The 26,733-nt window shown below is 60.1% G+C and carries 20 protein-coding genes; 9 read left to right on the top strand and 11 right to left on the bottom strand.

The genetic code is table 11. From position 1 onward, the window contains the following. Positions 1–14 precede the first annotated feature (14 nt). The 3 genes from uvrA to FHT93_RS01575 are packed head-to-tail and all read left to right on the top strand — an operon-like array spanning position 15 to position 4,246. A complete protein-coding gene (gene uvrA, locus FHT93_RS01585; protein ID WP_112547218.1) occupies positions 15–2,939 on the top strand; it encodes an excinuclease ABC subunit UvrA in 2,925 nt (974 codons plus the stop codon). Continuing rightward, a complete protein-coding gene (locus FHT93_RS01580) occupies positions 2,936–3,415 on the top strand; it encodes a GNAT family N-acetyltransferase (RefSeq protein ID WP_183845943.1) in 480 nt (159 codons plus the stop codon). The genes uvrA and FHT93_RS01580 overlap by 4 nt, the downstream gene beginning before the upstream one ends. A 24-nt stretch (positions 3,416–3,439) precedes the next feature. After that, positions 3,440–4,246, top strand: a complete 807-nt coding sequence (locus FHT93_RS01575) for a DUF72 domain-containing protein (RefSeq protein ID WP_183845942.1) — start codon at positions 3,440–3,442, stop codon at positions 4,244–4,246. A gap of 4 nt (positions 4,247–4,250) precedes the next feature. On the opposite strand, the gene FHT93_RS01570 is transcribed toward FHT93_RS01575, so the two are convergent. Next, complete coding sequence (locus FHT93_RS01570) at positions 4,251–5,723, bottom strand: NAD(P)H-hydrate dehydratase (protein WP_183845941.1); 1,473 nt, start codon at positions 5,721–5,723, stop codon at positions 4,251–4,253. A 344-nt stretch (positions 5,724–6,067) separates the two neighbouring features. On the opposite strand from FHT93_RS01570, the gene FHT93_RS01565 reads away from it, so the two are divergent. The 3 genes from FHT93_RS01565 to hspQ all read left to right on the top strand — a co-directional run bounded on the left by FHT93_RS01565 (position 6,068) and on the right by hspQ (position 8,377). After that, positions 6,068–6,406, top strand: coding sequence for a P-II family nitrogen regulator (locus tag FHT93_RS01565; protein WP_003539626.1), 339 nt, complete (start codon positions 6,068–6,070; stop codon positions 6,404–6,406). A gap of 77 nt (positions 6,407–6,483) precedes the next feature. Then, positions 6,484–7,893: a type I glutamate--ammonia ligase gene (glnA, locus tag FHT93_RS01560; RefSeq protein WP_112547213.1), complete on the top strand. Its 1,410-nt coding sequence runs from the start codon at positions 6,484–6,486 to the stop codon at positions 7,891–7,893. 154 nt (positions 7,894–8,047) lie between these two features. Further along, positions 8,048–8,377 carry a heat shock protein HspQ gene (gene hspQ, locus FHT93_RS01555; RefSeq protein WP_007811955.1) on the top strand — a complete coding sequence of 110 codons (330 nt, stop codon included), beginning with the start codon at positions 8,048–8,050 and terminating at the stop codon, positions 8,375–8,377. A 155-nt stretch (positions 8,378–8,532) separates the two neighbouring features. Here hspQ and FHT93_RS01550 read toward each other — a convergent pair whose 3' ends face one another. Next, entirely contained in the window at positions 8,533–9,204 is a 672-nt protein-coding gene (locus FHT93_RS01550) for an invasion associated locus B family protein (RefSeq protein ID WP_112547212.1), read from the bottom strand. A 284-nt stretch (positions 9,205–9,488) separates the two neighbouring features. Here FHT93_RS01550 and FHT93_RS01545 point away from each other — a divergent pair, with 284 nt between their 5' ends. Further along, positions 9,489–11,291, top strand: coding sequence for an extracellular solute-binding protein (locus FHT93_RS01545; protein ID WP_183845940.1), 1,803 nt, complete (start codon positions 9,489–9,491; stop codon positions 11,289–11,291). 125 nt (positions 11,292–11,416) lie between these two features. After that, a complete protein-coding gene (locus FHT93_RS01540; protein ID WP_112547210.1) occupies positions 11,417–12,088 on the top strand; it encodes a DsbA family oxidoreductase in 672 nt (223 codons plus the stop codon). Positions 12,089–12,147: 59 nt separating this feature from the next. On the opposite strand, the gene mfd is transcribed toward FHT93_RS01540, so the two are convergent. Further along, a complete protein-coding gene (gene mfd, locus FHT93_RS01535; RefSeq protein ID WP_113013653.1) occupies positions 12,148–15,654 on the bottom strand; it encodes a transcription-repair coupling factor in 3,507 nt (1,168 codons plus the stop codon). Then, the gene (locus FHT93_RS01530) at positions 15,651–15,953 is read right to left on the bottom strand and encodes a succinate dehydrogenase assembly factor 2 (protein ID WP_112547208.1); all 303 of its coding nucleotides are present in this window, start codon (positions 15,951–15,953) and stop codon (positions 15,651–15,653) included. The genes mfd and FHT93_RS01530 overlap by 4 nt, the downstream gene beginning before the upstream one ends. A 94-nt stretch (positions 15,954–16,047) precedes the next feature. Here FHT93_RS01530 and recG point away from each other — a divergent pair, with 94 nt between their 5' ends. Then, positions 16,048–18,153, top strand: a complete 2,106-nt coding sequence (gene recG / locus FHT93_RS01525) for an ATP-dependent DNA helicase RecG (RefSeq protein ID WP_183845939.1) — start codon at positions 16,048–16,050, stop codon at positions 18,151–18,153. A gap of 22 nt (positions 18,154–18,175) precedes the next feature. On the opposite strand, the gene FHT93_RS01520 is transcribed toward recG, so the two are convergent. From FHT93_RS01520 to ytfR, 7 genes are all read right to left on the bottom strand, one after another. After that, on the bottom strand, positions 18,176–18,862 hold the full coding sequence (locus FHT93_RS01520) for a DUF502 domain-containing protein (RefSeq protein ID WP_112968420.1): 687 nt from the start codon (positions 18,860–18,862) through the stop codon (positions 18,176–18,178). Between the two features lie 124 nt (positions 18,863–18,986). Then, positions 18,987–20,813: a glutamine--fructose-6-phosphate transaminase (isomerizing) gene (gene glmS / locus FHT93_RS01515; RefSeq protein WP_183845938.1), complete on the bottom strand. Its 1,827-nt coding sequence runs from the start codon at positions 20,811–20,813 to the stop codon at positions 18,987–18,989. 108 nt (positions 20,814–20,921) lie between these two features. Next, positions 20,922–22,283, bottom strand: coding sequence for a bifunctional UDP-N-acetylglucosamine diphosphorylase/glucosamine-1-phosphate N-acetyltransferase GlmU (gene glmU, locus FHT93_RS01510; protein WP_183845937.1), 1,362 nt, complete (start codon positions 22,281–22,283; stop codon positions 20,922–20,924). A 63-nt stretch (positions 22,284–22,346) separates the two neighbouring features. After that, on the bottom strand, positions 22,347–23,120 hold the full coding sequence (locus FHT93_RS01505) for a FadR/GntR family transcriptional regulator (protein ID WP_183845936.1): 774 nt from the start codon (positions 23,118–23,120) through the stop codon (positions 22,347–22,349). Between the two features lie 13 nt (positions 23,121–23,133). Next, on the bottom strand, positions 23,134–24,102 hold the full coding sequence (yjfF, locus tag FHT93_RS01500) for a galactofuranose ABC transporter, permease protein YjfF (protein WP_183845935.1): 969 nt from the start codon (positions 24,100–24,102) through the stop codon (positions 23,134–23,136). After that, positions 24,099–25,109 carry an ABC transporter permease gene (locus tag FHT93_RS01495; protein WP_183845934.1) on the bottom strand — a complete coding sequence of 337 codons (1,011 nt, stop codon included), beginning with the start codon at positions 25,107–25,109 and terminating at the stop codon, positions 24,099–24,101. Before FHT93_RS01495 ends, yjfF begins: the two co-directional genes overlap by 4 nt. Further along, entirely contained in the window at positions 25,106–26,629 is a 1,524-nt protein-coding gene (gene ytfR, locus FHT93_RS01490; RefSeq protein WP_113148373.1) for a galactofuranose ABC transporter, ATP-binding protein YtfR, read from the bottom strand. Before ytfR ends, FHT93_RS01495 begins: the two co-directional genes overlap by 4 nt. Between the last annotated feature and the right edge of the window lie 104 nt (positions 26,630–26,733).

Genomic DNA, 26,733 nt, shown 5'->3' with positions numbered 1-26,733 from the left:
TTGAAGCAGAGACGATGAGCGAACTGAAGACGATCTCCATCCGTGGCGCGCGCGAGCATAATTTGAAGGGCATCGACCTCGATCTGCCGCGCAACAAGCTCATCGTTATGACAGGCCTTTCGGGCTCCGGCAAATCCTCGCTCGCCTTCGACACGATCTATGCCGAGGGACAGCGCCGCTATGTCGAAAGCCTTTCGGCCTATGCCCGCCAGTTCCTGGAAATGATGCAGAAGCCTGACGTCGACCAGATCGACGGGCTTTCGCCGGCAATCTCGATCGAACAGAAGACGACATCGCGCAACCCGCGCTCGACGGTCGGTACGGTCACCGAAATCTACGACTACATGCGCCTGCTCTTCGCACGCGTCGGCGTCCCCTATTCGCCGGCCACCGGCCTGCCGATCGAAAGCCAGACGGTGAGCCAGATGGTCGACCGTGTGCTGGCCTTCGAGGAAGGCACGCGGCTCTACATTCTCGCGCCGATGATCCGCGGCCGCAAGGGCGAGTATAAGAAGGAACTGGCGGATCTCATGAAAAAGGGCTTCCAGCGCGTCAAGATCGATGGCCAGTTCTACGAGATCGCTGATGCGCCTGCTCTCGACAAGAAATACAAGCACGATATCGATATCGTCATCGACCGTATCGTCGTGCGCCCCGACATGGCCTCGCGTCTGGCCGACAGTTTCGAGACCGCTCTGAAGCTCGCCGATGGGCTCGCCGTTGCCGAATTTGCCGACAAGCCGCTGCCGCCGGAGGAAACCTCGGCTGGTGGCTCTGCCAACAAGTCGCTCAACGAGACGCATGAGCGTGTGCTGTTTTCGGAAAAATTCGCCTGCCCGGTCTCCGGCTTCACCATTCCGGAAATCGAGCCGCGGCTCTTCTCGTTCAACAATCCCTTCGGTGCTTGCCCGACCTGCGACGGTCTCGGCTCGCAGCAGAAGATCGATACCGACCTGATCGTGCCTGAGCCGGAGCGCACGTTGCGGGATGGCGCGATTGCGCCGTGGGCCAAGTCCACCTCGCCCTATTACAACCAGACGCTTGAGGCGCTCGGCAAGCATTTCGGCTTCAAGCTCGGCAGCCGCTGGAACGATCTCTCTGAGAAAGCCAAGGATGTCATTCTCAATGGTACCGAGGAGAAGATCGAATTCCACTATGCCGATGGCGCGCGCTCCTACACGACCTCGAAGAATTTCGAGGGCATCGTGCCCAATCTTGAGCGGCGCTGGAAGGAAACGGATTCGGCCTGGGCGCGCGAGGATATCGAGCGCTTCATGTCGGCCGCCCCCTGCCCGGCCTGTAATGGTTTTCGCCTGAAGCCGGAAGCGCTCGCGGTCAAGATCAACAAGCTGCATATCGGCGAAGTGACGCAAATGTCGATCCGCATCGCGCGCGACTGGTTCGAGACGCTACCGGCGACCTTCAATGCCAAGCAGAACGAGATTGCCGTGCGCATTCTCAAGGAAATCCGCGACCGCCTGCGCTTCCTCAACGATGTCGGTCTCGAATATCTCAGCCTGTCGCGCAATTCCGGCACGCTGTCGGGCGGCGAGAGCCAGCGTATCCGGCTTGCCTCGCAGATCGGTTCGGGCCTGACGGGTGTTCTCTACGTGCTCGACGAGCCGTCGATCGGCCTGCACCAGCGCGACAATGCCCGGCTTCTCGAAACGCTGAAGCACCTGCGCGACATCGGCAATACGGTTATCGTCGTCGAGCATGACGAAGATGCGATCCTGACGGCTGATGACGTGGTCGATATCGGGCCTGCTGCCGGCGTCCATGGCGGACAGGTGGTGGCACATGGCACGCCGCAGGAGATCATGGCCAATCCGAAGTCGCTCACCGGCAAATATCTGTCCGGCGAACTCGGGGTGGCACTGCCCGACGAGCGACGCAAGCCGAAGAAAGGCAAGGAGATCAAGGTCGTCGGCGCGCGCGGCAACAATCTGAAGAATGTCACCGCAGCGATCCCGCTCGGCGTCTTCACGGCTGTTACGGGTGTTTCGGGAGGCGGCAAGTCCACCTTCCTGATCGAAACGCTCTACAAGTCTGCAGCGCGTCGTGTCATGGGTGCGCGCGAAATCCCTGCCGATCACGACCGCATCGACGGTTTCGAACATATCGACAAGGTGATCGATATCGACCAGTCGCCGATCGGCCGTACGCCGCGGTCCAATCCGGCGACCTATACCGGCGCCTTCACGCCGATCCGCGACTGGTTCGCCGGCCTGCCTGAGGCCAAGGCGCGCGGATATCAGCCGGGCCGCTTTTCCTTCAACGTCAAGGGCGGTCGCTGCGAAGCCTGCCAGGGCGATGGCGTCATCAAGATCGAGATGCATTTCCTGCCCGACGTCTATGTCACCTGCGACGTCTGCCACGGCAAGCGTTATAACCGCGAAACGCTCGACGTGACTTTCAAGGGCAAGTCGATCTCCGACGTGCTGGACATGACGGTGGAAGAAGGTGTCGAGTTCTTCGCGGCGGTTCCAGGCGTGCGCGACAAGCTGCAGTCACTGTTCGATGTCGGCCTTGGCTATATCAAGGTCGGCCAGCAGGCCAATACGCTCTCGGGTGGTGAGGCACAGCGCGTCAAACTCGCCAAGGAACTGTCGAAGCGTTCGACGGGCCGCACGCTCTATATCCTCGACGAGCCGACAACTGGCCTGCATTTCCATGACGTCTCCAAGCTTCTGGAAATGCTGCACGAGCTGGTCAATCAGGGCAATTCGGTTGTGGTCATCGAGCACAATCTCGAAGTCATCAAGACTGCCGACTGGATCCTCGACTTCGGCCCTGAAGGCGGTGACGGCGGCGGCGAGATCGTGGCCGTCGGCACGCCGGAGACCATCGTCAAGGAGAAGCGCTCCTATACCGGTCATTTCCTGAAGGAATTGTTGGAGCGGCGACCGGTCAAGAAGACGTTCGCGGCGGCGGAATGACCATGCGGCGTGCCACGGAAGCGGATCTACCGGTTGTCGTGGCGCTGACCGCAGCTGCCTTTGCCCCTTATACACAAAGCTTCGGCGCGCCGCCGGTGCCCGTAACCGAAGATTACGGGCACCGGCTCGATCGCGGAGAGATCTGGTTGCGGGAGGCTGACGACAGGATTGCGGGACTGGTCGTTGTTGAACGCCACCCGGACCATCTTATGCTCTTCAGCATCGCCGTCGCGCCTGAGTTTCAGGGATCGGGACACGGCGTTGCAATGCTTACCTGGCTGGAGGACAGAGCGCGGGAATGGGTTGTGCCGGAGATCCGACTTTATACCAATGCGCTGATGGAGCGGAACATAGCGCTCTATTCCGCCTTCGGTTTTCAGGAAACGGGTCGCCGCCCCCATCCCAATCGGCCAGGGTGGACTATCGTCGACATGTCGAAAGCGATCGACAGGACGAAGAAGGTTGGCGCGATCTGAGGGATCGCAAGCGAGGAGGAAGAGATGAGCAAATCGGGCACGATCCGTGTGGGTATCGGCGGCTGGACATTCGAGCCGTGGCGCGGCCATTTCTTTCCCGACGATCTCAAGCAGAAGGACGAGCTGCACTATGCCAGCCGCCAGTTGAAGGTCATTGAGGTCAACGGCACCTATTATAGCACGCAGAAACCGACAGTCTTCGCCAAATGGGCCGCCGACGTGCCTGATGGTTTCGTTTTTTCGCTGAAGGCGACGCGCTACACCACGAACAGGCGAGTGCTCGCCGAAGCCTGGGAGTCGATGGAGAAGTTCCTCTCGTCCGGCATTAGCGAGCTTGGCGATCATCTCGGCCCGTTGCTCTGGCAGTTTGCGCCCACCAAGAAATTCGAGCCCGATGATTTCGAAGCCTTCCTGAAGCTGCTGCCGGAAAAGCAGGACGGGTTGAAGCTGCGCCATGTCGTGGAAGTCCGGCACGATTCCTTCAAGGTGCCTGAATTCATTGCGCTGCTCGAAAAATACGGGGTGGCGCCCGTCTGCGCCGAACATTTCGATTATCCGATGATTGCCGACGTAACGGCGGATTTCGTCTACACGCGCCTGCAGAAGGGATCGGACGATATTCCGACCTGCTACCCGGAGCCGGAACTGAAGGACTGGACCAAGCGGCTGCAGGTCTGGGCCGAAGGCAAGGTGCCTGACGACCTGCCGCTGATCGACAAGGACCGCAAGGTCAAAATTGAACCGCGCGATGTCTTCGCCTTCATGATCCATGAGGGCAAGGTCAATGCGCCGCATGGGGCAATGGCCTTGCAGAAGCGGGTAAACGGTTAAGAGCTCAAAACGGCAGCACGTGGCTGGCGAGATCTTCGGCGGTCAGGCCCTTACCGGCGCGATCGCCGGCTTCGCCATGCAGCCAGACGCCGGCAGCGGCCGCCTCGAAAGCCGGCACTCCTTGGGCGAGCAGGCCGCCGATGATGCCGGCCAATACGTCTCCTGAGCCTGCAGTGGCGAGCCAGACCGGCGCGTTGGTATTGATCAGTGCACGCCCATCCGGCGAGGCGATGACGGTATCGGCACCCTTGTATATGACGGCGGCGTTGGCGCGACTCGAGGCTGCGAGCGCCTTGTCGACCTTACCCGCCTTCTCGTCTGCGGCAATATCGGGAAAGAGGCGAGCGAATTCTCCATCATGCGGCGTCAGCACGAGCCGCGGCTCCCCCTTGAACAGGTCGAACAGCGCCTGCGGGTCATCCTTGAATGAGCTGATACCGTCAGCATCGAGAACGACGTGCCGGTCCCGGAGCAGGGACACGAATTTACGGGCTTTCTTTCCAATCCCGAAACCGGGTCCGAGAACGAAGGTCTGAAGCCGCGCATCTCCAAGCCAGCCTTTTAGGGCTGCCGCGTCATCGATCGCGTGCAGCATGATGGCGGTCAGATGGGCGCTGTTGGCCGACAGGGCTTCGGTCGGCGCTGCGATCGTCACCAGTCCGGCCCCGGCTTTCAGGCCCGCCATGGCCGACATGCGGGCTGCGCCCGTCTTGCTCGCCTCTCCCGAAAACACGACAAGGTGGCCGCGCTTGTATTTTTGTGTTTCCAACTGCTCGGCCGGCATGGCAGCGCGCCAGGCGGCGGGCGTATTCTCGGCCACGAGGCCAGTCGTCTGCGCCCGGATGATGCGGCTCGGAATACCGATATCGAAGACCTCGAGGCTGCCGCAAAGCTCTCTGCCCGGCATGAGAAGATGGCCGGGCTTGCGGGTCATGAAGGTCACGGTATGCGCCGCGCGGAAGGCGGCTCCGAGCACGGCACCGGTGCGCCCGTCGAGGCCTGATGGGAGGTCTACGGCAATGACCGGCGTGCCCGCCCTGCCGACCTTGCGGATCAGATCGGCGACATCGGGCGGCACATCGCGCGCCAGACCCGCTCCGAAGAGACCGTCGACGACGATATCGCCCTGCTCCGGATCATAGTTGCCTATGTCCAAGCCCTTCAGCGCACAGGCTGCCCTCGCCCGTGCGGCGTCCCCCTTCAGCTTATCCGGATCGCCGAGATAGAAGATCTCCACACGTGCGCCACTCTCCTGCAGAAGCCGGGCAACCACATAGCCGTCGCCGCCATTATTGCCGGGACCGCAGAGGACGGCAAAACGTGGAGTGCCCGGATAAAGCCGCAGCGCAGCGGCGGCGACAGCGGCACCCGCTTTCTCCATCAAGCCGTAGGAGTCGATTCCAGTTTCAGCGGCAGCCCTATCAGCGGCGGCCATTTCGGCAGATGTGAGGAGGAGATCGGAAAGGCGTTGGCTCATGGCCCTATTCAATTCAAAAAACGCCTAAAAAACAACCGCATGATCGAGAAAACAAAAGATCATATTTTATGCATCTGATTAATTTTTCATCGAATCGCAAGAGCCATCGAGAAGTCGAAAATGGAATGGTTTTTTCAGGTTTTGTATCATTTTCGATAAAAATGCGCCCCTACTCACCTCATTTTTCATCAAAACGACATTGAAACGCTGGCAAACAAGGTCGCGCACATAAAATTCCGCGATTTTTTGCGCGAGACGGATTTCAAACTGGCACGATATCTGCATCATATTCCGCGAGCGGGAACGTTCCTGCCGTAACAGGAGAAGCGGAGAGACATTTTCTCATGAAAAAGATCGAAGCGATCATTAAGCCTTTCAAGCTGGACGAGGTGAAGGAAGCCCTTCAGGAAGTCGGTCTGCAGGGTATCACCGTCACGGAAGCGAAGGGCTTCGGTCGCCAGAAGGGCCACACCGAACTCTACCGCGGCGCTGAATACGTCGTCGATTTCCTGCCGAAGGTGAAGGTTGAGGTCGTGCTCGCAGATGAAAATGCGGAGGCCGTCATCGACGCGATCCGCAAGGCCGCGCAGACGGGGCGCATCGGCGACGGAAAGATTTTTGTTTCCAACGTCGAAGAGGTCATCCGCATCCGCACCGGTGAAACCGGTATCGATGCCATCTGAAAGCTTTGCCTTCGGGCAAGCTCACCCATCCTCATCGCACATAACGTAACATCATCACAAAACAGAGGAAGCATCTTATGGCGAGTGCAAGCGAAATCCTGAAGCAGATCAAGGAAAACGACGTCAAGTTCGTCGACCTGCGCTTTACCGACCCCAAGGGCAAGCTGCAGCACGTAACGATGGACGTTGTTTGCGTCGATGAAGACATGTTCGCCGATGGCGTCATGTTCGACGGCTCCTCGATCGGCGGCTGGAAGGCCATCAACGAGTCCGACATGGTGCTCATGCCCGACACGGACACTGTGCACATGGACCCGTTCTTCGCTCAATCGACCATGGTCATCGTCTGCGACATCCTCGACCCGGTTTCCGGCGAAGCCTATAACCGCGACCCGCGCGGCACTGCCAAGAAGGCCGAAGCCTATCTGAAGGCATCCGGCATCGGCGACACGATCTTCGTCGGCCCGGAAGCCGAATTCTTCGTGTTCGACGACGTCAAGTACAAGGCTGATCCCTACAATACCGGCTTCAAGCTCGACTCGACCGAACTGCCGTCGAACGACGATACCGACTACGAGACCGGCAACCTCGGCCACCGCCCGCGCGTCAAGGGCGGCTATTTCCCGGTTCCGCCAATCGACAGCGCCCAGGACATGCGTTCGGAAATGCTGACGGTTCTCTCGGAAATGGGCGTCGTCGTTGAAAAGCACCACCATGAAGTGGCTGCCGCGCAGCACGAACTCGGCATCAAGTTCGACACGCTCGTTCGCAACGCCGACAAGATGCAGATCTACAAGTATGTCGTCCATCAGGTCGCCAATGCCTATGGCAAGACGGCAACCTTCATGCCGAAGCCGATCTTCGGTGACAACGGTTCGGGCATGCACGTTCACCAGTCGATCTGGAAGGGCGGCAAGCCGACCTTCGCCGGCGACGAATATGCAGGCCTGTCCGAATCCTGCCTCTACTATATCGGCGGCATCATCAAGCATGCCAAGGCGATCAACGCCTTCACCAATCCGTCGACGAATTCCTACAAGCGTCTCGTCCCGGGGTACGAAGCACCGGTTCTGCTCGCCTATTCCGCGCGCAACCGTTCGGCCTCCTGCCGCATTCCGTTCGGCACCAATCCGAAGGCAAAGCGTGTCGAAGTCCGCTTCCCGGATCCGATGGCGAACCCTTACCTCTCCTTTGCCGCCATGCTGATGGCAGGCCTCGACGGCATCAAGAACAAGATCCATCCCGGCAAGGCCATGGACAAGGACCTCTACGACCTGCCGCCGAAGGAACTGAAGAAGATCCCGACCGTCTGCGGCTCACTGCGTGAAGCGCTGGAAAGCCTCGACAAGGACCGCAAGTTCCTGACGGCTGGCGGCGTCTTCGACGACGATCAGATCGATGCCTTCATCGAGCTGAAGATGGCTGAAGTGATGCGCTTCGAAATGACGCCGCATCCGGTCGAGTACGACATGTATTACTCGGCATAAAACAAGAGAGAAGCCCCGGTTCGCCGGGGCTTTTTTCGACCCCGAGGTCATGAAAACCGATGGGCAGACATGACAATCATGTGACGAAGTCCCGCAAAAAATCTTGATTTGCGGGGGGCCGATCACCAAATCAGGTGAGAAAGGAAGTCGTACCATGAAAGAAAGAGTTGCAAAGTTCAGCATAGGCGAAGTGGTTCGGCACAAGGTTTTTCCGTTTCGCGGCGTCATCTTTGACGTTGATCCGGAGTTCGCGAATACGGAAGAATGGTGGAATTCCATTCCCGCGGAAGTCCGCCCCAGCAAAGACCAGCCGTTCTACCATCTGCTTGCCGAAAACGATGACAGCGAATATGTCGCCTATGTTTCCGAGCAGAACCTGGTGAGCGACGAGAGCGATACGCCGCTTCGCAATCCGCAGGTCGAGCAGATCTTCGACCGCGGCCCGACGGGCCAGTTCAAACCCAAGATGAGCTTCGCCCACTAAGTCGGGTCACATGACCTCTATGACAAGGCCCCGCATGTCGGGGCCTTTTTCTTTTCTCGCATGTCGCGCAAAACGGCTCACACTTTTGCGCGACAAGCCGGCAACAAAAAACCCGGCCTGAAGCCGGGTTTTTCGTCAATTCGTGAAAGTCCCGATTACTGGGCCTTTGCTGCCTTCTGGGCGTCTTCCAGCTTCTTGCGGGCTTCTTCAGCCTTCTTCTGCATGCTGTCCTGCAGGCTGCGCTGGCTTTCGGCAAGCTTCGATTCGGAAACCGGTTCGCCGTCATAAGCGCCCGTGAAGCCTTCGAGCGAAACCTTGATCGGGTTTGCAGCACGGCGGAAGTTGATCGAGGTGAAGACCACGTCGCTGCCCTTCTTGAGGCTTGCGATCATGGCGTCCGTCAGCGGAATTTCAGCCGTGCACTTGTCGGGCAGGCAGACGGCGTAATCGAGCTTCTGGCCCTTGCCGCCGTCGATCTGCATTGCAATGCCCGGGGGGATCAGGCGCGCAGCAGGAACAGAAACCTGAAGGATCTTGCGGTTGATCTTGCCGGAGACCGAAATCAAGCCAACGGCAGTAACCAGCTGGCCGCCATTGGCGAGAACCAGGTTCTGAACAACGCAGATGTCGTTGTCTTCCTGCTTGCTGCAGGTCTTGTACCAGCCGAGGCGCGGGGCACCTGCGGCCTGTGCGGGCGCGTCAGCCGACGCTGCCGGAGCCTGGGCGGCTGCATCCTGTGCGAAGGACGAGACCGGAGCCGAGGCACCGAAGATCACTGCCATAACGGACAGTGCTGCCCGCATTTTCTTTTCAGACTTGAACATCATAACGAATTCCGTCTCCTGATATCCGTTGCGGGGCTACGTTCGGCCGCCCCAACCACCGGGTCGTTCGGCACTCCACCTCTTAAAAAATTAAGGCAAATGCATGACCCCAAAACTTCGGGTCACGTGTTACATCGCGCTGTGGAAGATATCCAGCATTTCTTTGGCAATTTCGCGGGCATTTTGGCACATAGGTAAAGAAAACGGCGGGTCCGGTTGGAATTGGACGCTCGCATGTTACCCTGCCGGCGAATCGTGCCCGTCGCCACGCATCGAGGAATTTCAGAATGCTTCGGATCGCCCTTCTCGCCGCTTTCACGCTGATCAGCGGAGCAGTCGCCGCAGAACCCGTGCATGGTATCGCCATGCACGGCGCGCCGGCGCTGCCTGCCGATTACAAGCACTTCCCATACGTCAATCCCGACGTGAAGAAGGGCGGGAAAATCACCTATGGCGTGGTCGGCACTTTCGACAGCCTGAACCCTTTTATCCTGAAAAGCATGCGCACAACGGCGCGCGGCATGTGGGATCCGCAATTCGGCAACCTCGTCTATGAATCCATGTTGCAGCGTTCGAGCGACGAGCCCTTCACGCTCTACGGCCTGTTGGCGGAAACGGTGGAATGGGATGAAGACCGCACCTTCATTCAGTTCAACCTCAACCCGAAAGCCAAGTGGTCGGACGGGCAGCCGGTTACACCCGAAGACGTGATCTTTTCTTTCGAACTGTTGCGTGACAAGGGACGCGTGCCCTTCTCCAGCCGCCTCAATCTCGTTTCGAAAATGGAGAAGGTCGGCGACCACAGCGTACGCTTCACCTTCAACGACAAGGCAGATCGCGAGACGCCGATGATCTTCGGCCTGTTTCCGATCCTGCCGAAACATGCGATCGCACTTGATGGTTTCGACCGCAGTTCGCTCACGCCTCCCATCGGCTCCGGTCCCTACAAGATCAAGAGCCTGAAACCCGGCGAGAGCATCACCTACGAGCGCGACCCGAACTATTGGGGCAAGGACATTCCGGCCAAGGTCGGCATGGACAATTACGACCAGCTCACCGTGCAGTATTTTCTGCAGGACACGACGCTTTTCGAGGCATTCAAGAAAGGCGATGTCGATATCTATCTGGAGGGCAATCCCGGGCACTGGGCCAATGCCTATGATTTCCCGGCCGCAACATCGGGCACGGTTGTGAAGGATGTTTTCAAGCCGAAACTGCCGAGCGGCATGCTGGGCTTCGTCTTCAATACGCGGCGGCCGATCTTTGGCGATATCAAGGTGCGCGAAGGCCTGTCGCTGGTCTTCGATTTCGAATGGGCCAACAAGAACCTCTACTCCGGCGCTTACAAGCGCACGCAAAGCTTCTGGCAGAACTCTGATCTGTCGAGTTTCGGGGTACCGGCGGATGAGCGTGAACTGGCGTTGCTCGGACCGATCAAGGACCGGATCGACCCCACCATCCTTGACGGCAGCTACAAGCTGCCGGTGACGGACGGTTCGGGACGCGACCGCAAGGTGCTGAAGCAGGCTGTCGACCTCCTGAAACAGGGGGGCTACACGATCCAGGGCGGCAAGATGGCAGATGCGAGCGGCAAGCAGCTTGCCTTCGAGATCATGACGCAAAATCCCGATCAGGAAAAACTCGCCGTCGCCTACCAGCGTTCGCTGCAAACGATCGGCATCGCGGCGTCGATCCGCACCGTCGACGATTCGCAATATCAGAGCCGGACGAACAGTTTCGACTACGACATGATCATGAAGGCCTATACTTCTTCACTGTCACCCGGCAATGAGCAGCTCGGCCGCTGGTCGTCGGCGGCACGCACGCGCCAGGGTACAGACAGCTTCGCGGGCGCCAATGATCCCAATCTCGATACATTGATCGATCACCTGCTGCGCTCCCGCTCGACGGAGGATTTCACCGCTTCTGTGCGCTCCTATGACCGGCTGCTGCTCTCCAACCACTATGTGCTGCCGCTCTACCACATCGATCAGCAATGGGTTGCCCGCAACAAACGCATCGGTCATCCGGATGCGGTGCCGCTCTATGGCTATCAATTGCAAACGTGGTGGGATACGAGCGCGCAATAATCACATCATTGAGCGTAGCGCTCTATTTCCTTTCTCTTGCCTCGGCCTTCCTCTAAAGATCGCCGGCAACATCTTCTATGCATCGAGCCAACTCTTGTTGAGGGATGGCAGAATAGGAAATCACAATGGAACGCATCACCATCGACGTCGTCTCTGATGTCGTCTGCCCCTGGTGCTATCTCGGCAAGGCGCGGCTGGAGCTCGCGATAGCCGAGGTTCAGGACGAAATCGGTGTCGATATCAACTGGCGCCCCTATCGTCTCAATCCGGATTATCCGCGCGAAGGCGTCGATCAGAAGAAGATGCTGGAGCAGAAACTCGGTGGCGCCGAACGCGTTGCCGAAGCGCACAAGATGCTGACCAACTACGGTCGTGAAGTCGGCATCAACTTCAATTTCGAAGCCATCAAGATCGGGCCGAACACACTTGACGCGCACCGCTTGATCCACTGGGCAGTTGTCGAAGACAGGCAGAAGCAGGAGGCCGTGGTCTCGGCACTGTTCAAGGCCAATTTCGAAGAGGGCCGCAATATCGGCGATCATGAAGTGCTGCTCGATATCGCCGAGAAGGCAGGCCTGCAGCGCTCCGTCATTGCTGCGCTGCTCGCGTCCGATGCCGACAGCAGCGTCATTCTCTCGGAAATCGACGCGGCGCAGCGCATGGGCGTCAATGGCGTGCCGTTCTTCATCTTCGACCAGCAATATGCTGTCAGTGGCGCACAGACACCGGATGTTTTGGCAGAAGCGCTGCGCGAAATCGCCAAGGCAAAGGCCGAAGCACGCGCCGGGATGAATTGACACCGTCGATCCCAGCTAACGGATGAGAGTAAGGGCAGTCCGGTTTCGCCGGGCTGCCCTTAACTTTTGGCCAGTTCCGCAAGCTGCGTCATGATGACGGCCGCACCCTGCAGGCGCTTTTCCGGGGTGGGCAAGTCGCGGGTCAGAAACAGGCTGTGGTCGGGACGAATCTTCGCCATGGCGCCCTGCTTGCCGATATAACCGACAAGATTGGCAGGGTTCGGGAATTCCTTGTTGCGGAACTGGACGACAACACCCTTCGGGCCGGCATCAAGCTTCTCGACATTGGCCGTGCGGCAGAGGGACTTGATGTAGACGATCTTCAGCAGGTGCTGGACTTCGACAGGCATCGGACCGAAACGGTCGATCATCTCGGCGCCGAAGCCATCGATCTCCTTGAGCTCGCTCACCTCGCCGAGGCGACGATAGAGCGCCATGCGCAGGTGCAGGTCAGGCACGTAATTGTCGGGGATCATGACCGGAGTGCCAACGGAAATCTGCGGCGACCAACCGGTATCGGCAATCTCGTCGACACCCTTCACTTCGGCAACGGCCTCTTCCAGCATCTGCTGGTAAAGCTCGAAGCCGACTTCCTTGATATGGCCGGACTGTTCCTCGCCGAGCAGATTGCCGGCGCCGCGGATATCGAGGTCGTGGCTTGCGAGCTGGAAGCCGGCACCGAGCGTATCCAGCGACTGCAGCACTTTCAGGCGGCGCTCGGCGGTTGCCGTCAGCACCTTGTTGACCGGTAGCGTGAAGAGCGCGAAGGCGCGCACCTTCGAACGGCCGACACGGCCGCGCAGCTGATAAAGCTGGGCAAGGCCGAACATATCGGCACGGTGGACGATCAACGTATTTGCCGTCGGCACGTCGAGGCCGGATTCGACGATGGTGGTCGAGAGCAGGACGTCATAACGGCCTTCGTAGAAGGCATTCATGATGTCTTCGAGTTCACCGGCCGGCATCTGGCCATGAGCGACGGCGACCTTCAGCTCCGGCACGTCGGACTGCAGGAAGGCGTGGATATCTTCGAGGTCGGCAAGACGCGGGCAGACATAGAAGCTCTGGCCGCCGCGATAATGCTCGCGCATCAGCGTTTCGCGGATGACGAGGCTGTCGAAGGGCGAAATGAAGGTGCGCACCGCCATACGATCGACCGGCGGCGTGGTGATGAGCGAGAGCTCACGCACCCCGGTCATCGCAAGCTGCAGCGTGCGCGGGATCGGCGTTGCCGAGAGCGTCAGCACATGCACGTCGCTCTTCAGCTCCTTCAGCCGCTCCTTGTGCTTGACGCCGAAGTGCTGCTCTTCGTCGATGATCAGCAGGCCAAGATTGGCGAAGTTGATGCCCGAGCCAAGCAGCGCGTGGGTGCCGACGACGATATCCGTCTTCCCATCGGCGACTTCCTTCTTGGTCAGCGCTAATTCCTTGGAGCCGACAAGGCGCGAAGCCTGTTGCACGCGCACCGGCAATCCGCGGAAGCGCTCGGAGAATGTCTTGAAATGCTGGCGAGAGAGCAGCGTGGTCGGCACGACGACAGCGACCTGTACGCCATTCATGGCCGCGACAAAGGCGGCGCGAAGTGCCACTTCCGTCTTGCCGAAGCCGACGTCACCGCAGACGAGACGGTCCATCGGTCGGCCAGCGCCGAGATCGCCGCGCACGGCCTCGATGGCGTTTTCCTGATCTTCCGTTTCGTCATAGGGGAAACGGGCGGCGAATTCGTCGTAGAGCCCTTCCGGCGTCGTCAGCACGGGCGCGTGACGCGTCAGGCGCTCGGCCGCGATGCGGATCAGGGCATCGGCCATATCCAGCAGGCGCTTCTTGAGCTTGGCCTTGCGCATCTGCCATGCGCCGCCGCCGAGCTTATCGAGTTGCACTTCCGTGCCCTCGCCGCCAAAGCGTGACAGGAGATCGATGTTTTCGACCGGCAGGAAGAGCTTTGCCTCATCGGCATATTGCAGCTCAAGACAGGCATGCGGCGCACCGGCCGCCTCGATGGTGCGTAGGCCGACGAAACGGCCGATACCGTGTTCGGCATGGACGACGATAGATCCCTCGTCCAGACCAGCGACTTCCGAGATGAAGTCGGCGGCGCGCTTGCGGCGACGCGAGCGGCGCACCATGCGGTCGCCGAGAATATCCTGTTCGCCGATGACGATGAGATCGCCGGTCTCGAATCCGGATTCGAGGCTGAGCACGGCCGCAGCCGCCTCACCCTTCGCAAGGCTGGAGACATCCTTCAACGCCATAATCGGCTTGACGCGTTCGAGGCCGTGTTCGTTCAGCACCTGCAGCAAGCGCTCGAGCGACCCTTCGGTCCAGGCAGTGATGATGATCTTCGCACCGCCGGCGCGCTTGTCTGCGATGTGCTTGACGACGACGTCGAAGACATTGACGCGCTCGGCATCACCGCCGCCTTCGGCATTCGAGCGCGCCCAGCGCTGCCCCTGGCGCGCATCGAGATTGACGACGCGGCGCGCCTCGCCCTCATGCTCGTTGAAGGGCGACACGCGGATGGCGTTGATCGCATCGAGCGTGCGCGCAAATGTCTTGCTGTCGAGATAGAGCTGGCCGGGGGACACCGGCTTATAGGGCGTGCCCTGCGCCATCTGACCCTTGGCCGGCTGACCGGAATTGTGGCGCGCTTCGTAATAGTCGTAAACGAGCTTGGAACGCTCTTCGGCCGCTTCACGCACCGTGTGATCGGTGACGATGCGGAAGCCGGAGAGGTAATCAAACACCGTATCCAGCTTCTCGTAGAACAGGGGAAGCCAGTGTTCCATGCCGGGGTAACGACGACCTTCCGATACGGCGAGATAGAGCGCATCGTCGCGCGTGGCGGCGCCGAACATGGAGAGGTAGTTCTTGCGGAAGCGGCTGATCGTATCGGGCGTCAGCGTCACCTCGCTCATCGGATTGAGATCGAGGGAACGCACCTGGCCGATCGTGCGCTGGCTGGCCGGATCGAAGCTGCGGATGCTCTCCAGTGTGTCGCCGAAGAAATCCAGACGAACCGGTTCTTCCGAACCGGGCACGAAGACATCGAGGATGCCGCCGCGCACCGCATATTCTCCGACCTCACGCACGGTCGCCACACGCTCGAAGCCGTTGCGCTCCAGCCGTCCGGCAATATCGTCCATCCGCACCTGATTGCCGGGGCGCGCGGAAAAGGTCAGGCTTTCGATGATATCCTGCGGCGCCACCTTCTGCAGCATGGCATTGGCTGTCACCAGCACGATTGCCGCATGCGGCTTCTTGCGATGCGCGATCAGGCCTGAAAGGGCGGCGAGTCGCCGCGCCGAAGTATCGGCGCTCGGCGAAACGCGGTCATAGGGAAGACAGTCCCAGGCGGGCAGCGTCAGGACCGGAATATCAGGGGCAACGAAGCCCAGCATCTGCTCCAGATCAGCCATGCGCTGACCATCCGACATCACATAGGCGACCGGCTCGCCATTGCGGGCGAGCTCGGCCAGCAGCAGCGGCTCCATGCCTGCAGGCACATTGCCGATCGTCAGCGGCTCGGCGGCGGCTGCGAGCTTCTTGGCATCAAAACCAGGGATCATTCCGGCGTCCTGGGGGTCTCGAAGTCGGGTTTGTAGGCGGCAATGCGGGCAAACATGGGCGTCTGTAAATGCTCGGGAGTCGGCCAGGTTCCCATGATCCAGCGCACCAGGTCATTATCTTCTTCCGCCATGATCGTCTCGAATTCATCGAGCTCGACTTCGCTCATCGTGGGAAGTTCATTTTCAGCAAACTGGCCGAAGACAAGGTCCATCTCTCTGATGCCGCGATGCCAGCAGCGGAAAAGAATCCGGCGGCGTCGGGGGTCGAGACCGGCGCTCGTGAGCGTTACTCCTGTCATGGCATCACCTTCCTTGTTGATGCGCCTCTATAGACCCTGGAAAGCGGCTTGTCAGCCTTGCCAAGGCCCTATTGTTCATCGCATTTTGGCGCCCATGCGCCCCACCATTCTCGATCCGCTGTTTTCCCCCGTTTCGGGCCTTCCAGGCGTCGGCCCGAAGATCTCCGAGCTTTTCGTCAAGCTGCTCGAGCGTGAAACACCGGATGATTGCCGGGTCATCGATCTTCTGTTTCATGCGCCCTCCTCGCTGGTCGACCGGCGCAACCAGCCGGGGATCGCCCGTGCGCCACAAGGCGCGATCGTGACGATCACGGCGCGCGTCGACCGGCATCAGGCGCCGCCGCGCGGCAATCGTAACGTTCCCTATCGGGTGTTCCTGCATGACGAGACCGGCGAACTGACGCTCGTCTTCTTCCGTGGCCAGGCAGCATGGCTGGAAAAGCAGTTGCCGATCGACGAGGAAGTGACCGTCAGCGGCAAGGTCGACTGGTTCAACGGCCGCGCATCGATGGTTCACCCCGACTATATCGTCAGAGCAAGCGAGGGTGAGAACCTGCCGCTGGTCGAGCCGATCTATCCGCTGACGGCGGGGCTTTCTCCTAAGACCTTGCGCAAAATCATCGAGGCGGCATTGCCGCGCATGCCTGAACTTCCGGAATGGATCGATCTGGCGCTGGTGCAAAAACAGGGCCTGCCCTCGATCCGCGACAGTTTCCACATGCTGCACGAGCCGCGGGATACGTCCGATATTGATCCGCAGACCCCTGCCCGCCGCCGCCTTGCCTATGACGAATTCCTGGCCGGCCAGCTATCACTGGCGCTGGTGCGCCAGCGGCTGCGCAAGGTGGCTGGACAACCCGTACATGCCACTGGAGAAATCAGCGGCAAGATATTGCAAAATCTCCCTTTTTCTCCAACCAAGAGCCAGACCGAAGCCGTAGCCGACGTGCTGAAGGATATGGCCGGCGAAGAACGCATGCTGCGGCTTCTGCAGGGCGATGTCGGCTCCGGCAAAACGCTGGTGGCGCTGTTGTCGATGGCCGCTGTCCTCGAAAGCGGCGGTCAGGCCGTGCTGATGGCGCCGACGGAAATCCTCGCACGCCAGCATCATGCGACGATCTCGAAATTCGCAGCCGCCGCCGGCCTTAGCGTCGAAGTATTGACGGGGCGCACCAAGGGGCGCGAGCGGGAGGACATTCTCGAGCGCATCGCCTCCGGCGAAGCGCAGATCGTCATCGGCACGCATGCGCTCTTCCAGGATAGCGTCAACTACAAGAACCTGATGCTGGCCGTCGTCGACGAGCAGCATCGTTTCGGCGTGCACCAGCGTCTGCGCCTGACGGCAAAGGGCATCTCGCCGCATATGCTGGTCATGACGGCAACGCCGATCCCGCGCACGCTGGTGCTGGCGGCTTTCGGCGATATGGACGTCTCGAAGCTGACGGAGAAGCCGGCCGGCCGAAAGCCGATTACCACTATCACTATCCCGACCGAGCGGACCGGCGAGATTGTCGGTCGGCTGAAGAGTGCGCTTGCCGAAGGCAAGAAGGCCTACTGGATCTGCCCGCTGGTCGAAGAGTCCGAAGAAATCGATCTGATGTCGGTGGAAGAGCGGCATGCGACGCTCGTCTCCGCACTCGGTCCGGGCATCGGCCTCATTCATGGCCGCATGAGCGGGCCGGAGAAGGACGCCGTGATGCTCGCCTTCAAGAGTGGCGAATTGCGGCTGCTGGTGGCGACAACCGTCGTCGAGGTCGGCGTCGACGTGCCCGATGCGACGATCATGGTGATCGAACATGCCGAGCGCTTCGGGCTGGCGCAGTTACACCAGCTTCGCGGTCGCGTCGGCCGCGGTGACGAGGCCTCGACCTGCATCCTGCTCTACAAGGGACCGCTCGGCGAGACAGGCCATGCGCGTCTATCCATCATGCGCGATACGGAAGACGGTTTCCGGATTGCCGAAGAGGATTTGAAACTGCGCGGCGAAGGCGAAATCCTCGGGACGCGCCAGTCAGGTACGCCAGGGTTCCGTATCGCCAGTATCGAGGCGCATGCCGATTTGCTGGAAATCGCCCGCAAGGATGCCGCCTATCTGATCGAACGCGATCCCGACCTGACGAGCGAGCGTGGCGAGGCCGTGCGCACCCTGCTCTATCTCTTCCGCCGCGACGAGGCGATCCGTTTCCTGCGAGCCGGATAGAGCCGTTCCCGGCCGGGAAAGGCTAGTCGACCTTGGATATTGCCTTCGGCTTGGGGCGCACGACCGGCAGGTGTTCCGGGGCAACGAGGCCACCCGATATCAGGAATTTGGCGGCATCTTCCGGGCTCATGTCGAGCATGACGATCTTTTCGCGCGGTACGAAGATCAGGAAGCCGGCCGTCGGCACCGGCGTCGGCGGCAGGAAGACGGCGACCATGTCCTGCCCCATGGCGTTGAACTTTGAGCCGATCTCGCCCTTGGCATCGGTCGCGATGAAGACCAGCGCCCAGAGGCCCGGACCTGGATATTCGATCAGGCCGACCTTCTTGAAGGAATTGGACTGCTCCTTCAGGACCGTTTCGAAGATCTGCTTCACGCTTCTGTAGATCGTGCGCACCAGCGGCATGCGCTGGACGATGGATTCACCGAAGCGGACGATGCTTTGACCGATGAGATTCTTGCCGAGAAAGCCGACGATCGTGATGATGATCACCGCGGTCAACAGGCCGAACCCGGGAATGGCGAAGTTTATATAACTCTCGGGATTCCAGCGCGCCGGGATATAGGGGCGCACCCAGCTGTCCGACCAGTGGATGAAGGTCCAGGTCAGCCAGATGGTGATCGCGATCGGTGCGCAGATGATCAGGCCGGCGAGGAAATTATTTCGTAGCCGCATGGCGACCGGCACTCGGGGGGCCTTCTCGGACATCTTTTCTGATGAACTCCGTTTCAGTCTTTAGACAGGCCGGTTGACCGACCTTCCCCCTGTGTCCGCAAGGCACAAAATTGCCAGAATTCGCCTTGTTGCACAACATGTTTCAGCCTCGAAGGGCTTACTCCACAGTCACCGATTTTGCGAGGTTGCGCGGCTGGTCGACGTCCGTGCCCATGAAGACTGCCGTATGGTAAGCAAGCAGCTGGATTGGGAGCGAGAAGATCATCGGCGAGATGATTTCGTCGACATTGGGCAGCGTGATCGTCGCCATGGTCGGCAGCTTGGAAGCAGCAGCGCCATTCTCGTCGGTGATGAAGATGATGCGGCCGCCACGGGCTGCGACCTCTTGCATGTTGGACACCGTCTTTTCAAAGAACCGGTCATGGGGCGCAATGACGATGACAGGCATGTTCTCGTCGATTAGCGCGATCGGCCCATGCTTCAGTTCGCCCGCCGCGTAACCTTCCGCGTGAATATAGGAGATCTCCTTGAGCTTCAGCGCGCCTTCCATGGCAAGCGGGAAGCTGGTGCCGCGACCGAGATAGAGCACGTCCTTGCACTTGGAGAGTTCGCGGGACAAGCCTTCCATCTGCGGCTGGATGAGATTGAGGACACGGCTCATGATGCGCGGCATTTCCGCAAGGTGGCGGACCATCGCCTTCTCGTCATCGGGGCTGATCGTGCCTCGGGCCCGGCCTGCGCCGATCGCCAGTGATGCAAGCACGGCAAGCTGGCAGGTGAAAGCCTTGGTGGAGGCAACGCCGATTTCCGGCCCGGCCATGATTGGGAAGACGGCATCGGATTCGCGAGCGATAGTCGATTCCCGCACATTGACGACGGCGCCGATCTTCAGGCCATTGTCCTTGCAATAGCGCAGCGAAGCCAGCGTATCGGCGGTTTCGCCGGACTGCGAGATGAAGAGAGCGGCCTGCGACGGCTGCAGTGGCATTTCGCGGTAGCGGAACTCCGAGGCGACATCAATTTCGACCGGCAGGCGGGCATAACGCTCGAACCAGTATTTGCCGATCAGGCCGGCGAGATAGGCCGTGCCGCAGGCCGAGATCGCAAGGCCGGTCGCGGCTTTGAAATCAATGGCGGATGCATTCGGGCTGATCGTGTTGGCGGTGAAATCCACATAGTGGCTGAGCGCGTGGGAGATAACCTCCGGCTGCTCGTAGATTTCCTTTTCCATGAAATGGCGGTGATTGCCCTTGTCGACCACATAAGCGGTCGCCTGCGAAATCTGGCGCGGGCGCTTGACCACCTTGCCAGAGAAATCGAGCACGGTCGCGCCTTCGCGGGTGATGATAGCCCAGTCACCGTCGACGAGATAGGTGATCTCGTTGGTGAAGGGGGACAGCGCGATAGCATCCGAGCCCAGGAACATCTCGCCCTTGCCATAGCCAATGGCGAGCGGCGGGCCAGAGCGGGCAGCCATGATCGTGCCGGGGTCGTCCTTCAGCATCACGGCCAGCGCATAGGCACCGGTGACGCGGTTCAGCATCGTCAACATGGCTTCCCGCGGAGTCAGGCCTTCACGCAGATACTTCGCCATCAGATGGGCGATGACTTCCGTGTCGGTCTGGCTCTGGAAGGCCGCGCCCTCGCTGCTCAGCTCGTCGCGCAGTTCGGAGAAGTTCTCGATGATGCCATTGTGGACGACGGCGACGCCTTCGACGAAATGCGGATGGGCGTTGGTCTCGTTCGGCACGCCATGGGTTGCCCAGCGCGTATGGGCGATGCCGGTCGTTCCGGGCAATGGCTCGCTGTCGAGACGCTTTTCGAGGTTGAAGAGCTTGCCCTCGGCGCGGCGGCGATCCATCGCGCCATCATGGATGGTGGCGACACCGGCGGAATCGTAACCGCGATATTCCAGCCGCTTCAGCGCATCGACAAGACGGCTCGCAACCGGCGCATTTCCGACGATCCCAACAATTCCGCACATTCAAACGTCCCCTCAGACCTGTTCAGTGAGGCCACTCCTAGCGATTCCCGCTTATTTCTCAATTGGTACGGCGGTCACTTTCGGTTTCCGCACGTTACCGAAGAAGGCTCAGCCTTTGGCCTTCTTTGCCGCCTTGATGGCGAGCGCCCGTTCTCGCAGAAGCTTGGCGCGTTCGGGCTTGATCTCCTGTCGGGCACGGCCGAAGGCGAGTGCATCATCAGGCACGTCTGCGGTGATGACGCTGCCCGATGCGATATAGGCGCTGTCGCCGATCGTGACCGGAGCAACCAGCGAGGAATTCGAGCCGATGAAAGCGTCCTTGCCGATGACGGTCTCGAACTTGTTCACCCCGTCATAATTGCAGGTGACCGTGCCGGCGCCGATATTGCTACCGGAGCCGATAACGGCATCGCCGATATAGGTCAGGTGGTTGACCTTGGCGCCCTCGCCGATCTTGCCGTTCTTGACTTCGCAGAAATTGCCGACCTTGGATCCAACCGAGAGATCGGCACCCGGACGCAGACGGGCGAAGGGACCGACCGTCGCGCCTTCGCTTACATGCGCGCCCTCGATATGCGAGAAGGCATGGATGACCGCACCGCCATCTATAACGGCGCCGGGGCCGAAGACGACATTCGGCTCGATCAGTGCATCCTGGCCGATGACGGTGTCGTAGCAAAGGAATACCGTTTCCGGCGCGATCATAGTCACACCCGAGAGCATCAGTTCGTGGCGGCGGCGCTCCTGCCAGAAGCGTTCGATCGCCGCGAGCTCGGCGCGGTTGTTGCAGCCGGCCATCTCGACCTCAGGCGCATCGACGGCAGTGACGCGGCCACCGAGCGAGCGGGCGATCTCGACGAGATCGGTCAGATAATATTCGCCCTTGGCATTACTGTTGCCGATGCGCGACAGCAGGTCGAGCGCCTTGCGGCCGTTGATCACCATGAGGCCGCTGTTGCACCACTTGACGGCGCGCTCGGCGTCCGTGGCGTCCTTCTCCTCCCGGATGGCAATCAATTCGCCATCCTTGACAAGCAGGCGTCCGTAGCCGGCCGGACGGTCCGTATGGAAACCGATGACGACGATGTCGCTGCCTTCGGCCAATGCCTTGCGGGCTTCGAGCAGCGGACCGGCGGTCTGCAGCGGCACGTCGCCGTAAGTCACGAGAATATCGTCATAGCCTTCGGCAATCGCCTCACGGGCGGCCAGAACGGCGTGGCCGGTACCGAGGCGCTGTTCCTGAACATACGATTTAACCGTCACGCCACCGATATCGGCAGCCTTTGCTACTTTCTCGGCATCCCGGCCGACGACGAGGGCAACGGAAGACACTCCGGTTGCGGCCACGGCATCGACGACATGAGCGATCATCGGTCGACTGGCGACCTCATGAAGCACCTTCGACTTTGCGGATTTCATTCGGGTGCTGTCACCGGCGGCGAGAATGACGGCAAGGCAGGTGCGTTCCATGGCAGACTCCGAGAATCCATTGCGAGGCGGCTCTTCCGCCGCTCATAGCAGCAAGGCGACGCTTCAAAAAGACGAAATCGGCAGGGAAACGATGGGCTCGGAAAGCGCGGAGAAGGCTTCGTGGACGTGGTCCCTGCCCTCAACGATGACAATTTCCATCGCCCTGCGAGCTGCAGCGGCGTCGCCGGCCGCAATCGCGTCGACGATGCGCATATGGGTTTCAGCAATGTTGGCGAAACCGTTCTCGGATGGCGGCGTACTCATGCGGAACATGCCGACGAGTGCCGCCTCGATGAGCCCGCCAAGCGTGCGCATGAAGGGATTATGGGACGCCTCTGAAACGGCGAGATGGAAGCGCAGATCGGCAAGTGCCAGGCTGTCGGCCGTATGGTCACTTGCGGCCATGTCGAGCGCCAGGCCGCGCAGCCATTCGATCTCGTCCGGTTTTGCACGCTCGGCCACGAGGCCGGCCGCGAAAGGTTCGAAAGCGAGACGGATATCGTAAAGCTGCAGGAGGAATTCTTCACTCACACCGTTGGCGAAATGCCAGGATATGATTTCGGTGTCGAACATGTTCCAGAAGTTCTTTTCCGTAACACGCGTACCGACGCGCGCCTTTGCAACGACCATGCCCTTGGCAGCAAGCGTCTTCATCGTTTCACGCAGCACCGTACGCGAAACCTTGAAGCGCTGCGCCAGTTCTCCGTCTCCGGGCAGGATCGCGCCGACGGGATAGGTGCCGGCAACGATTCCCCGGCCGAGTTCATCGACGACATGCGCGTGGCTTGTTCGGGTTCTTCGCCCTACCTTACGGGTTTCAAGCGATCTGTTGCGCAATACGACTCTCCTCCTAGCCATATCTCCTGTTCAGACTGGAAAGGAAAAGGATGGCCTTCTGCATCACCATGAATGCAAAAAGCAGCAGGCCAATCAGGATTTTCGTCCACCAGCTCGACAGCGTGCCGTCGAAAGTGATGTAAGTCTGAATGAGCCCCTGGATCAGCAGACCGATGAAGGTCCCTGCCACGAATCCCGCTCCTCCTGTCAGCAGCGTCCCTCCGATGACGACTGCTGCGATGGCATCCAGTTCGACGCCCACCGCCGCAAGAGAATATCCTGCAGAGGTGTATAGGGAAAAAACGATTCCGGATAGGCCCGCCAGAAAACCCGACAAGGCGTAGATCTGGATCGTCGTGCGCGCCACTGGAACGCCCATCAACTGTGCCGTCTGCACGCCGCCGCCCAGCGCATAGACATTGGTCCCGAAGCGGGTGCGGTGCGCGATGAATATGCCGGCTGCGAACACGATCAGCATGATGGCGCCGATCAGCGTCAGACGTCCGCCACCCGGCAAACGATAATAGAGGCTGGTCAGCGTCGAATAATATTCGTGATTGATCGGAATGCTGTCGATCGACAGGACATAGGCCATGCCGCGAGCGAGGAACATGCCGGCAAGTGTCACGATGAACGGCGGCATCTGCAGGAAATGGATGATCATACCCATCACGGCACCGAAGGCGGTCGTGATGATGAGAACGATCGCAAAGGCGGCCAGCGGATGAATGCTGGTATTCTGCAGGATCACTGCGAGAAAAACACCGGTGAAGGCGATAACGGATCCAATCGACAGATCGATGCCACCGGAGATGATGACGAAGGTCATGCCGACGGCGGCAACGCCGAGAAATGCGTTATCCGTCAGCAGATTGCCGATGACGCGCGTCGACAGGATGTTCGGATATTGCAGCGTGCAAACCGCGTAGGCGAGCACGAAGATGACGATCGTCGCAAGGAGCGGCAAGTATTTGGAATTCATTTGCGCCCCTTTGCGTCCGTCCGGCGGCTCAGGAAGCTGGTCAGCGATTGCATGGCCGGCGACTGGATGACCAGAATGACGATGATGATGATCGCCTTGATGATGAGATTGAACTCCGGCGGAAAGCCGGAAAGCAGAATACCGGTGTTGACCGCCTGGATGATCATAGCGCCAACCAGCGAACCGACGATGCTGAAGCGGCCACCGAGCAGCGAGTTGCCACCGACAACCACGGCGAGGATGGCATCGAGCTCCAACCAGAGGCCGGCATTGTTGGCGTCCGCACCCTTGATGTCGGCGGCGACGATGATGCCCGCGATGGAAGCACAGAGGCCGCTCAGCATATAGACCGCCATCAGCAGCACCGGCGTCTGTACACCTGACAGCGTGCTCGCGCGTCTGTTGATGCCGACAGCCTCGATCAGCATGCCGAGCGCGGTGCGGCGGACCAGCAGGATGACCATCAGGGCGACGATCAGCCAGATGACGACGGGCATCGGCAGGAAGGCGAAGGAGCCGCTGCCGAGAAAGATCAGCCCGTCATCGTTGAACGTCATGATGGCGCCTTCGGTGATGAGCTGGGCGATCCCGCGTCCGGCGACCATCAGGACGAGCGTGGCGATGATCGGCTGTATGTTGAGGACGGCGACGAGGAATCCGTTCCAGAAGCCACAGAGCAGGCCGACGACGACAGTGAGTGCCAGCGTATAGGCAAGCGAATTGCCTTCGACGATCGACGAGGCTGCAACGGCGCCACAAATCGCGATGACTGCGCCGACTGAAAGGTCGATGCCCTTGGTGGCGATCACCAGCGTCATGCCGATCGCCAGCAGCGCAACGGGCGCGCCGCGATTGAGAACATCGATGATGCTTCCGTAGAGCCGACCATTTTGAACAATTACATCAAGAAATTGCGGGAAGAAGCTGAAATTCAAAAGAAAAACAACCAAAAGCGCAATCAATTGCGGCGCAAGACGAAAGCCCAGCGCCTTCAGCGAGGCAGTCATGCATCCTCCGTTCGTTTGTCGCCCGCAGCAATGGCGTCGACGATGCCGGCGGCGGTTATGCGCTCACCGGTCAATTCAGCGATATGTTCGCGGTCGCGCAGCACGATGACGCGAGAACTGTAGGCAACCAGCTCCTCCAGTTCCGAAGAAATGACGATCAGCGACATGCCCCTGGCGCACAGTTGCTCGATCAGCTTGATGATCTCGGCATGGGCACCGACATCGATGCCGCGGGTCGGTTCGTCCAGGATCAGGAAATCGGGATTCGTGGCCAGCCAGCGAGCAAGGATCGCCTTCTGCTGATTGCCGCCCGACAGAAGCCGAATAGGCTTTTCACGGTCGGTCGTGCGGATATCGAGCGCCTTGATGTATTCGTCGGCGATCGCATTCTGTTCGGCGCGCGAAAGCGGCCGCGCCCAGCCTCGGCGCGCCTGCAGGGCAAGCGCTATGTTCTCGCGGATCGACAGGTCGCCGATGATGCCATCCGTCTTGCGATCTTCCGGGCAGAAGCCGAAGCCCCTGGCGATTGCGGCACGTGGGCTCGACAGCGTCACCGGCGCGCCATCGATCCTGGCGACGCCGCTGTCGGCGCTTTCGATGCCGAACATGAGTTCTGCTGTTTCCGTGCGCCCGGAGCCGAGAAGTCCGGCAATGCCGACAACTTCGCCGACGCGGACTTCGAGATCGAAGGGTTTCACCTTGCCGCGTTTTCCAAAGCCCTCGAAAGCATATTTGACCTCGCCGGCGGCAATCATGCGTTCCTTGGCGGCATGTTCCGTCTGCGCGAGTTCGCGCCCGAGCATCATGGCGATCAGGTTCTGCCGCGACAGTTCGGCTGCCTCGTGCGTACCCACAAGCCGGCCGTTGCGCAGCACGGTGATGCGGTCACTGACAGCATAGACCTGTTCGAGGAAATGAGTAATGAAGACAATACCCAATCCGCGCTTCTTCAAGTCATTTATGATGCGGAAAAGCATCTCGACTTCATGGGTATCGAGGCTGGCGGTGGGCTCGTCGAGAATGAGCACCTTGCCCGACAGATCGACGGCGCGAGCGATCGCGACGATCTGCTGGACAGCGACCGAGAAGCGGTCGAGCTGCGCGGTGACGTCGATATCGAGACCGTAGCCTGCCAGAAGCTCACGGGCATTCCGGTTCATGGTGCGGGCATCGATCATGCCGAAACGCTTCGGCTGGCGGCCGAGGAACAGATTCTCCGCGACGCTGAGATTGGAGAGGAGGTTGACCTCTTGGTAGACGGTGCCGATGCCGAGCTTCTGGGCGGCCAGCGTATCGGCCGGATCAATCTCGTGACCTTCCAGTGTCAGGCTTCCACCATCGCGGCGATAGGCGCCGGTAATGCATTTGATGAGCGTCGACTTGCCGGCGCCGTTTTCGCCGAGCAAGGCGTGAACCTCGCCACGGCGCAGCGTGAAATCCACCTTGTCCAGGGCGACAGCGCCGGGGAAGAATTTCGAAATGGCCGAGGCTGCGAGAATATTCTCGAAATTGTGAACCATGAGGGCTGCTGTTTCCTGATATTGCGCCTTACGCCTGCGCCAAAACCGGGCATGACGCCCGGCCCGGCACCGGCAGTTCCGCACCGGTCCATGATGGACCGGTG

The sequence above is a fragment of the Rhizobium sp. BK379 genome, assembly GCF_014193955.1.
GTDB lineage: Bacteria > Pseudomonadota > Alphaproteobacteria > Rhizobiales > Rhizobiaceae > Rhizobium.
This window is presented reverse-complemented; position numbering and strand designations above follow the sequence as displayed.

Excerpts from the sequence above, each read along its gene's own strand:
- uvrA (WP_112547218.1), top strand. The coding sequence starts at position 15 with ATGAGCGAACTGAAGACGATCTCCATCCGTGGCGCGCGCGAGCATAAT.
- FHT93_RS01580 (WP_183845943.1), top strand. The coding sequence starts at position 2,936 with ATGACCATGCGGCGTGCCACGGAAGCGGATCTACCGGTTGTCGTGGCG.
- FHT93_RS01575 (WP_183845942.1), top strand. The coding sequence starts at position 3,440 with ATGAGCAAATCGGGCACGATCCGTGTGGGTATCGGCGGCTGGACATTC.
- FHT93_RS01570 (WP_183845941.1), bottom strand. The coding sequence starts at position 5,723 with ATGAGCCAACGCCTTTCCGATCTCCTCCTCACATCTGCCGAAATGGCC.
- FHT93_RS01565 (WP_003539626.1), top strand. The coding sequence starts at position 6,068 with ATGAAAAAGATCGAAGCGATCATTAAGCCTTTCAAGCTGGACGAGGTG.
- glnA (WP_112547213.1), top strand. The coding sequence starts at position 6,484 with ATGGCGAGTGCAAGCGAAATCCTGAAGCAGATCAAGGAAAACGACGTC.
- hspQ (WP_007811955.1), top strand. The coding sequence starts at position 8,048 with ATGAAAGAAAGAGTTGCAAAGTTCAGCATAGGCGAAGTGGTTCGGCAC.
- FHT93_RS01550 (WP_112547212.1), bottom strand. The coding sequence starts at position 9,204 with ATGATGTTCAAGTCTGAAAAGAAAATGCGGGCAGCACTGTCCGTTATG.
- FHT93_RS01545 (WP_183845940.1), top strand. The coding sequence starts at position 9,489 with ATGCTTCGGATCGCCCTTCTCGCCGCTTTCACGCTGATCAGCGGAGCA.
- FHT93_RS01540 (WP_112547210.1), top strand. The coding sequence starts at position 11,417 with ATGGAACGCATCACCATCGACGTCGTCTCTGATGTCGTCTGCCCCTGG.
- mfd (WP_113013653.1), bottom strand. The coding sequence starts at position 15,654 with ATGATCCCTGGTTTTGATGCCAAGAAGCTCGCAGCCGCCGCCGAGCCG.
- FHT93_RS01530 (WP_112547208.1), bottom strand. The coding sequence starts at position 15,953 with ATGACAGGAGTAACGCTCACGAGCGCCGGTCTCGACCCCCGACGCCGC.
- recG (WP_183845939.1), top strand. The coding sequence starts at position 16,048 with ATGCGCCCCACCATTCTCGATCCGCTGTTTTCCCCCGTTTCGGGCCTT.
- FHT93_RS01520 (WP_112968420.1), bottom strand. The coding sequence starts at position 18,862 with ATGTCCGAGAAGGCCCCCCGAGTGCCGGTCGCCATGCGGCTACGAAAT.
- glmS (WP_183845938.1), bottom strand. The coding sequence starts at position 20,813 with ATGTGCGGAATTGTTGGGATCGTCGGAAATGCGCCGGTTGCGAGCCGT.
- glmU (WP_183845937.1), bottom strand. The coding sequence starts at position 22,283 with ATGGAACGCACCTGCCTTGCCGTCATTCTCGCCGCCGGTGACAGCACC.
- yjfF (WP_183845935.1), bottom strand. The coding sequence starts at position 24,102 with ATGAATTCCAAATACTTGCCGCTCCTTGCGACGATCGTCATCTTCGTG.
- FHT93_RS01495 (WP_183845934.1), bottom strand. The coding sequence starts at position 25,109 with ATGACTGCCTCGCTGAAGGCGCTGGGCTTTCGTCTTGCGCCGCAATTG.
- ytfR (WP_113148373.1), bottom strand. The coding sequence starts at position 26,629 with ATGGTTCACAATTTCGAGAATATTCTCGCAGCCTCGGCCATTTCGAAA.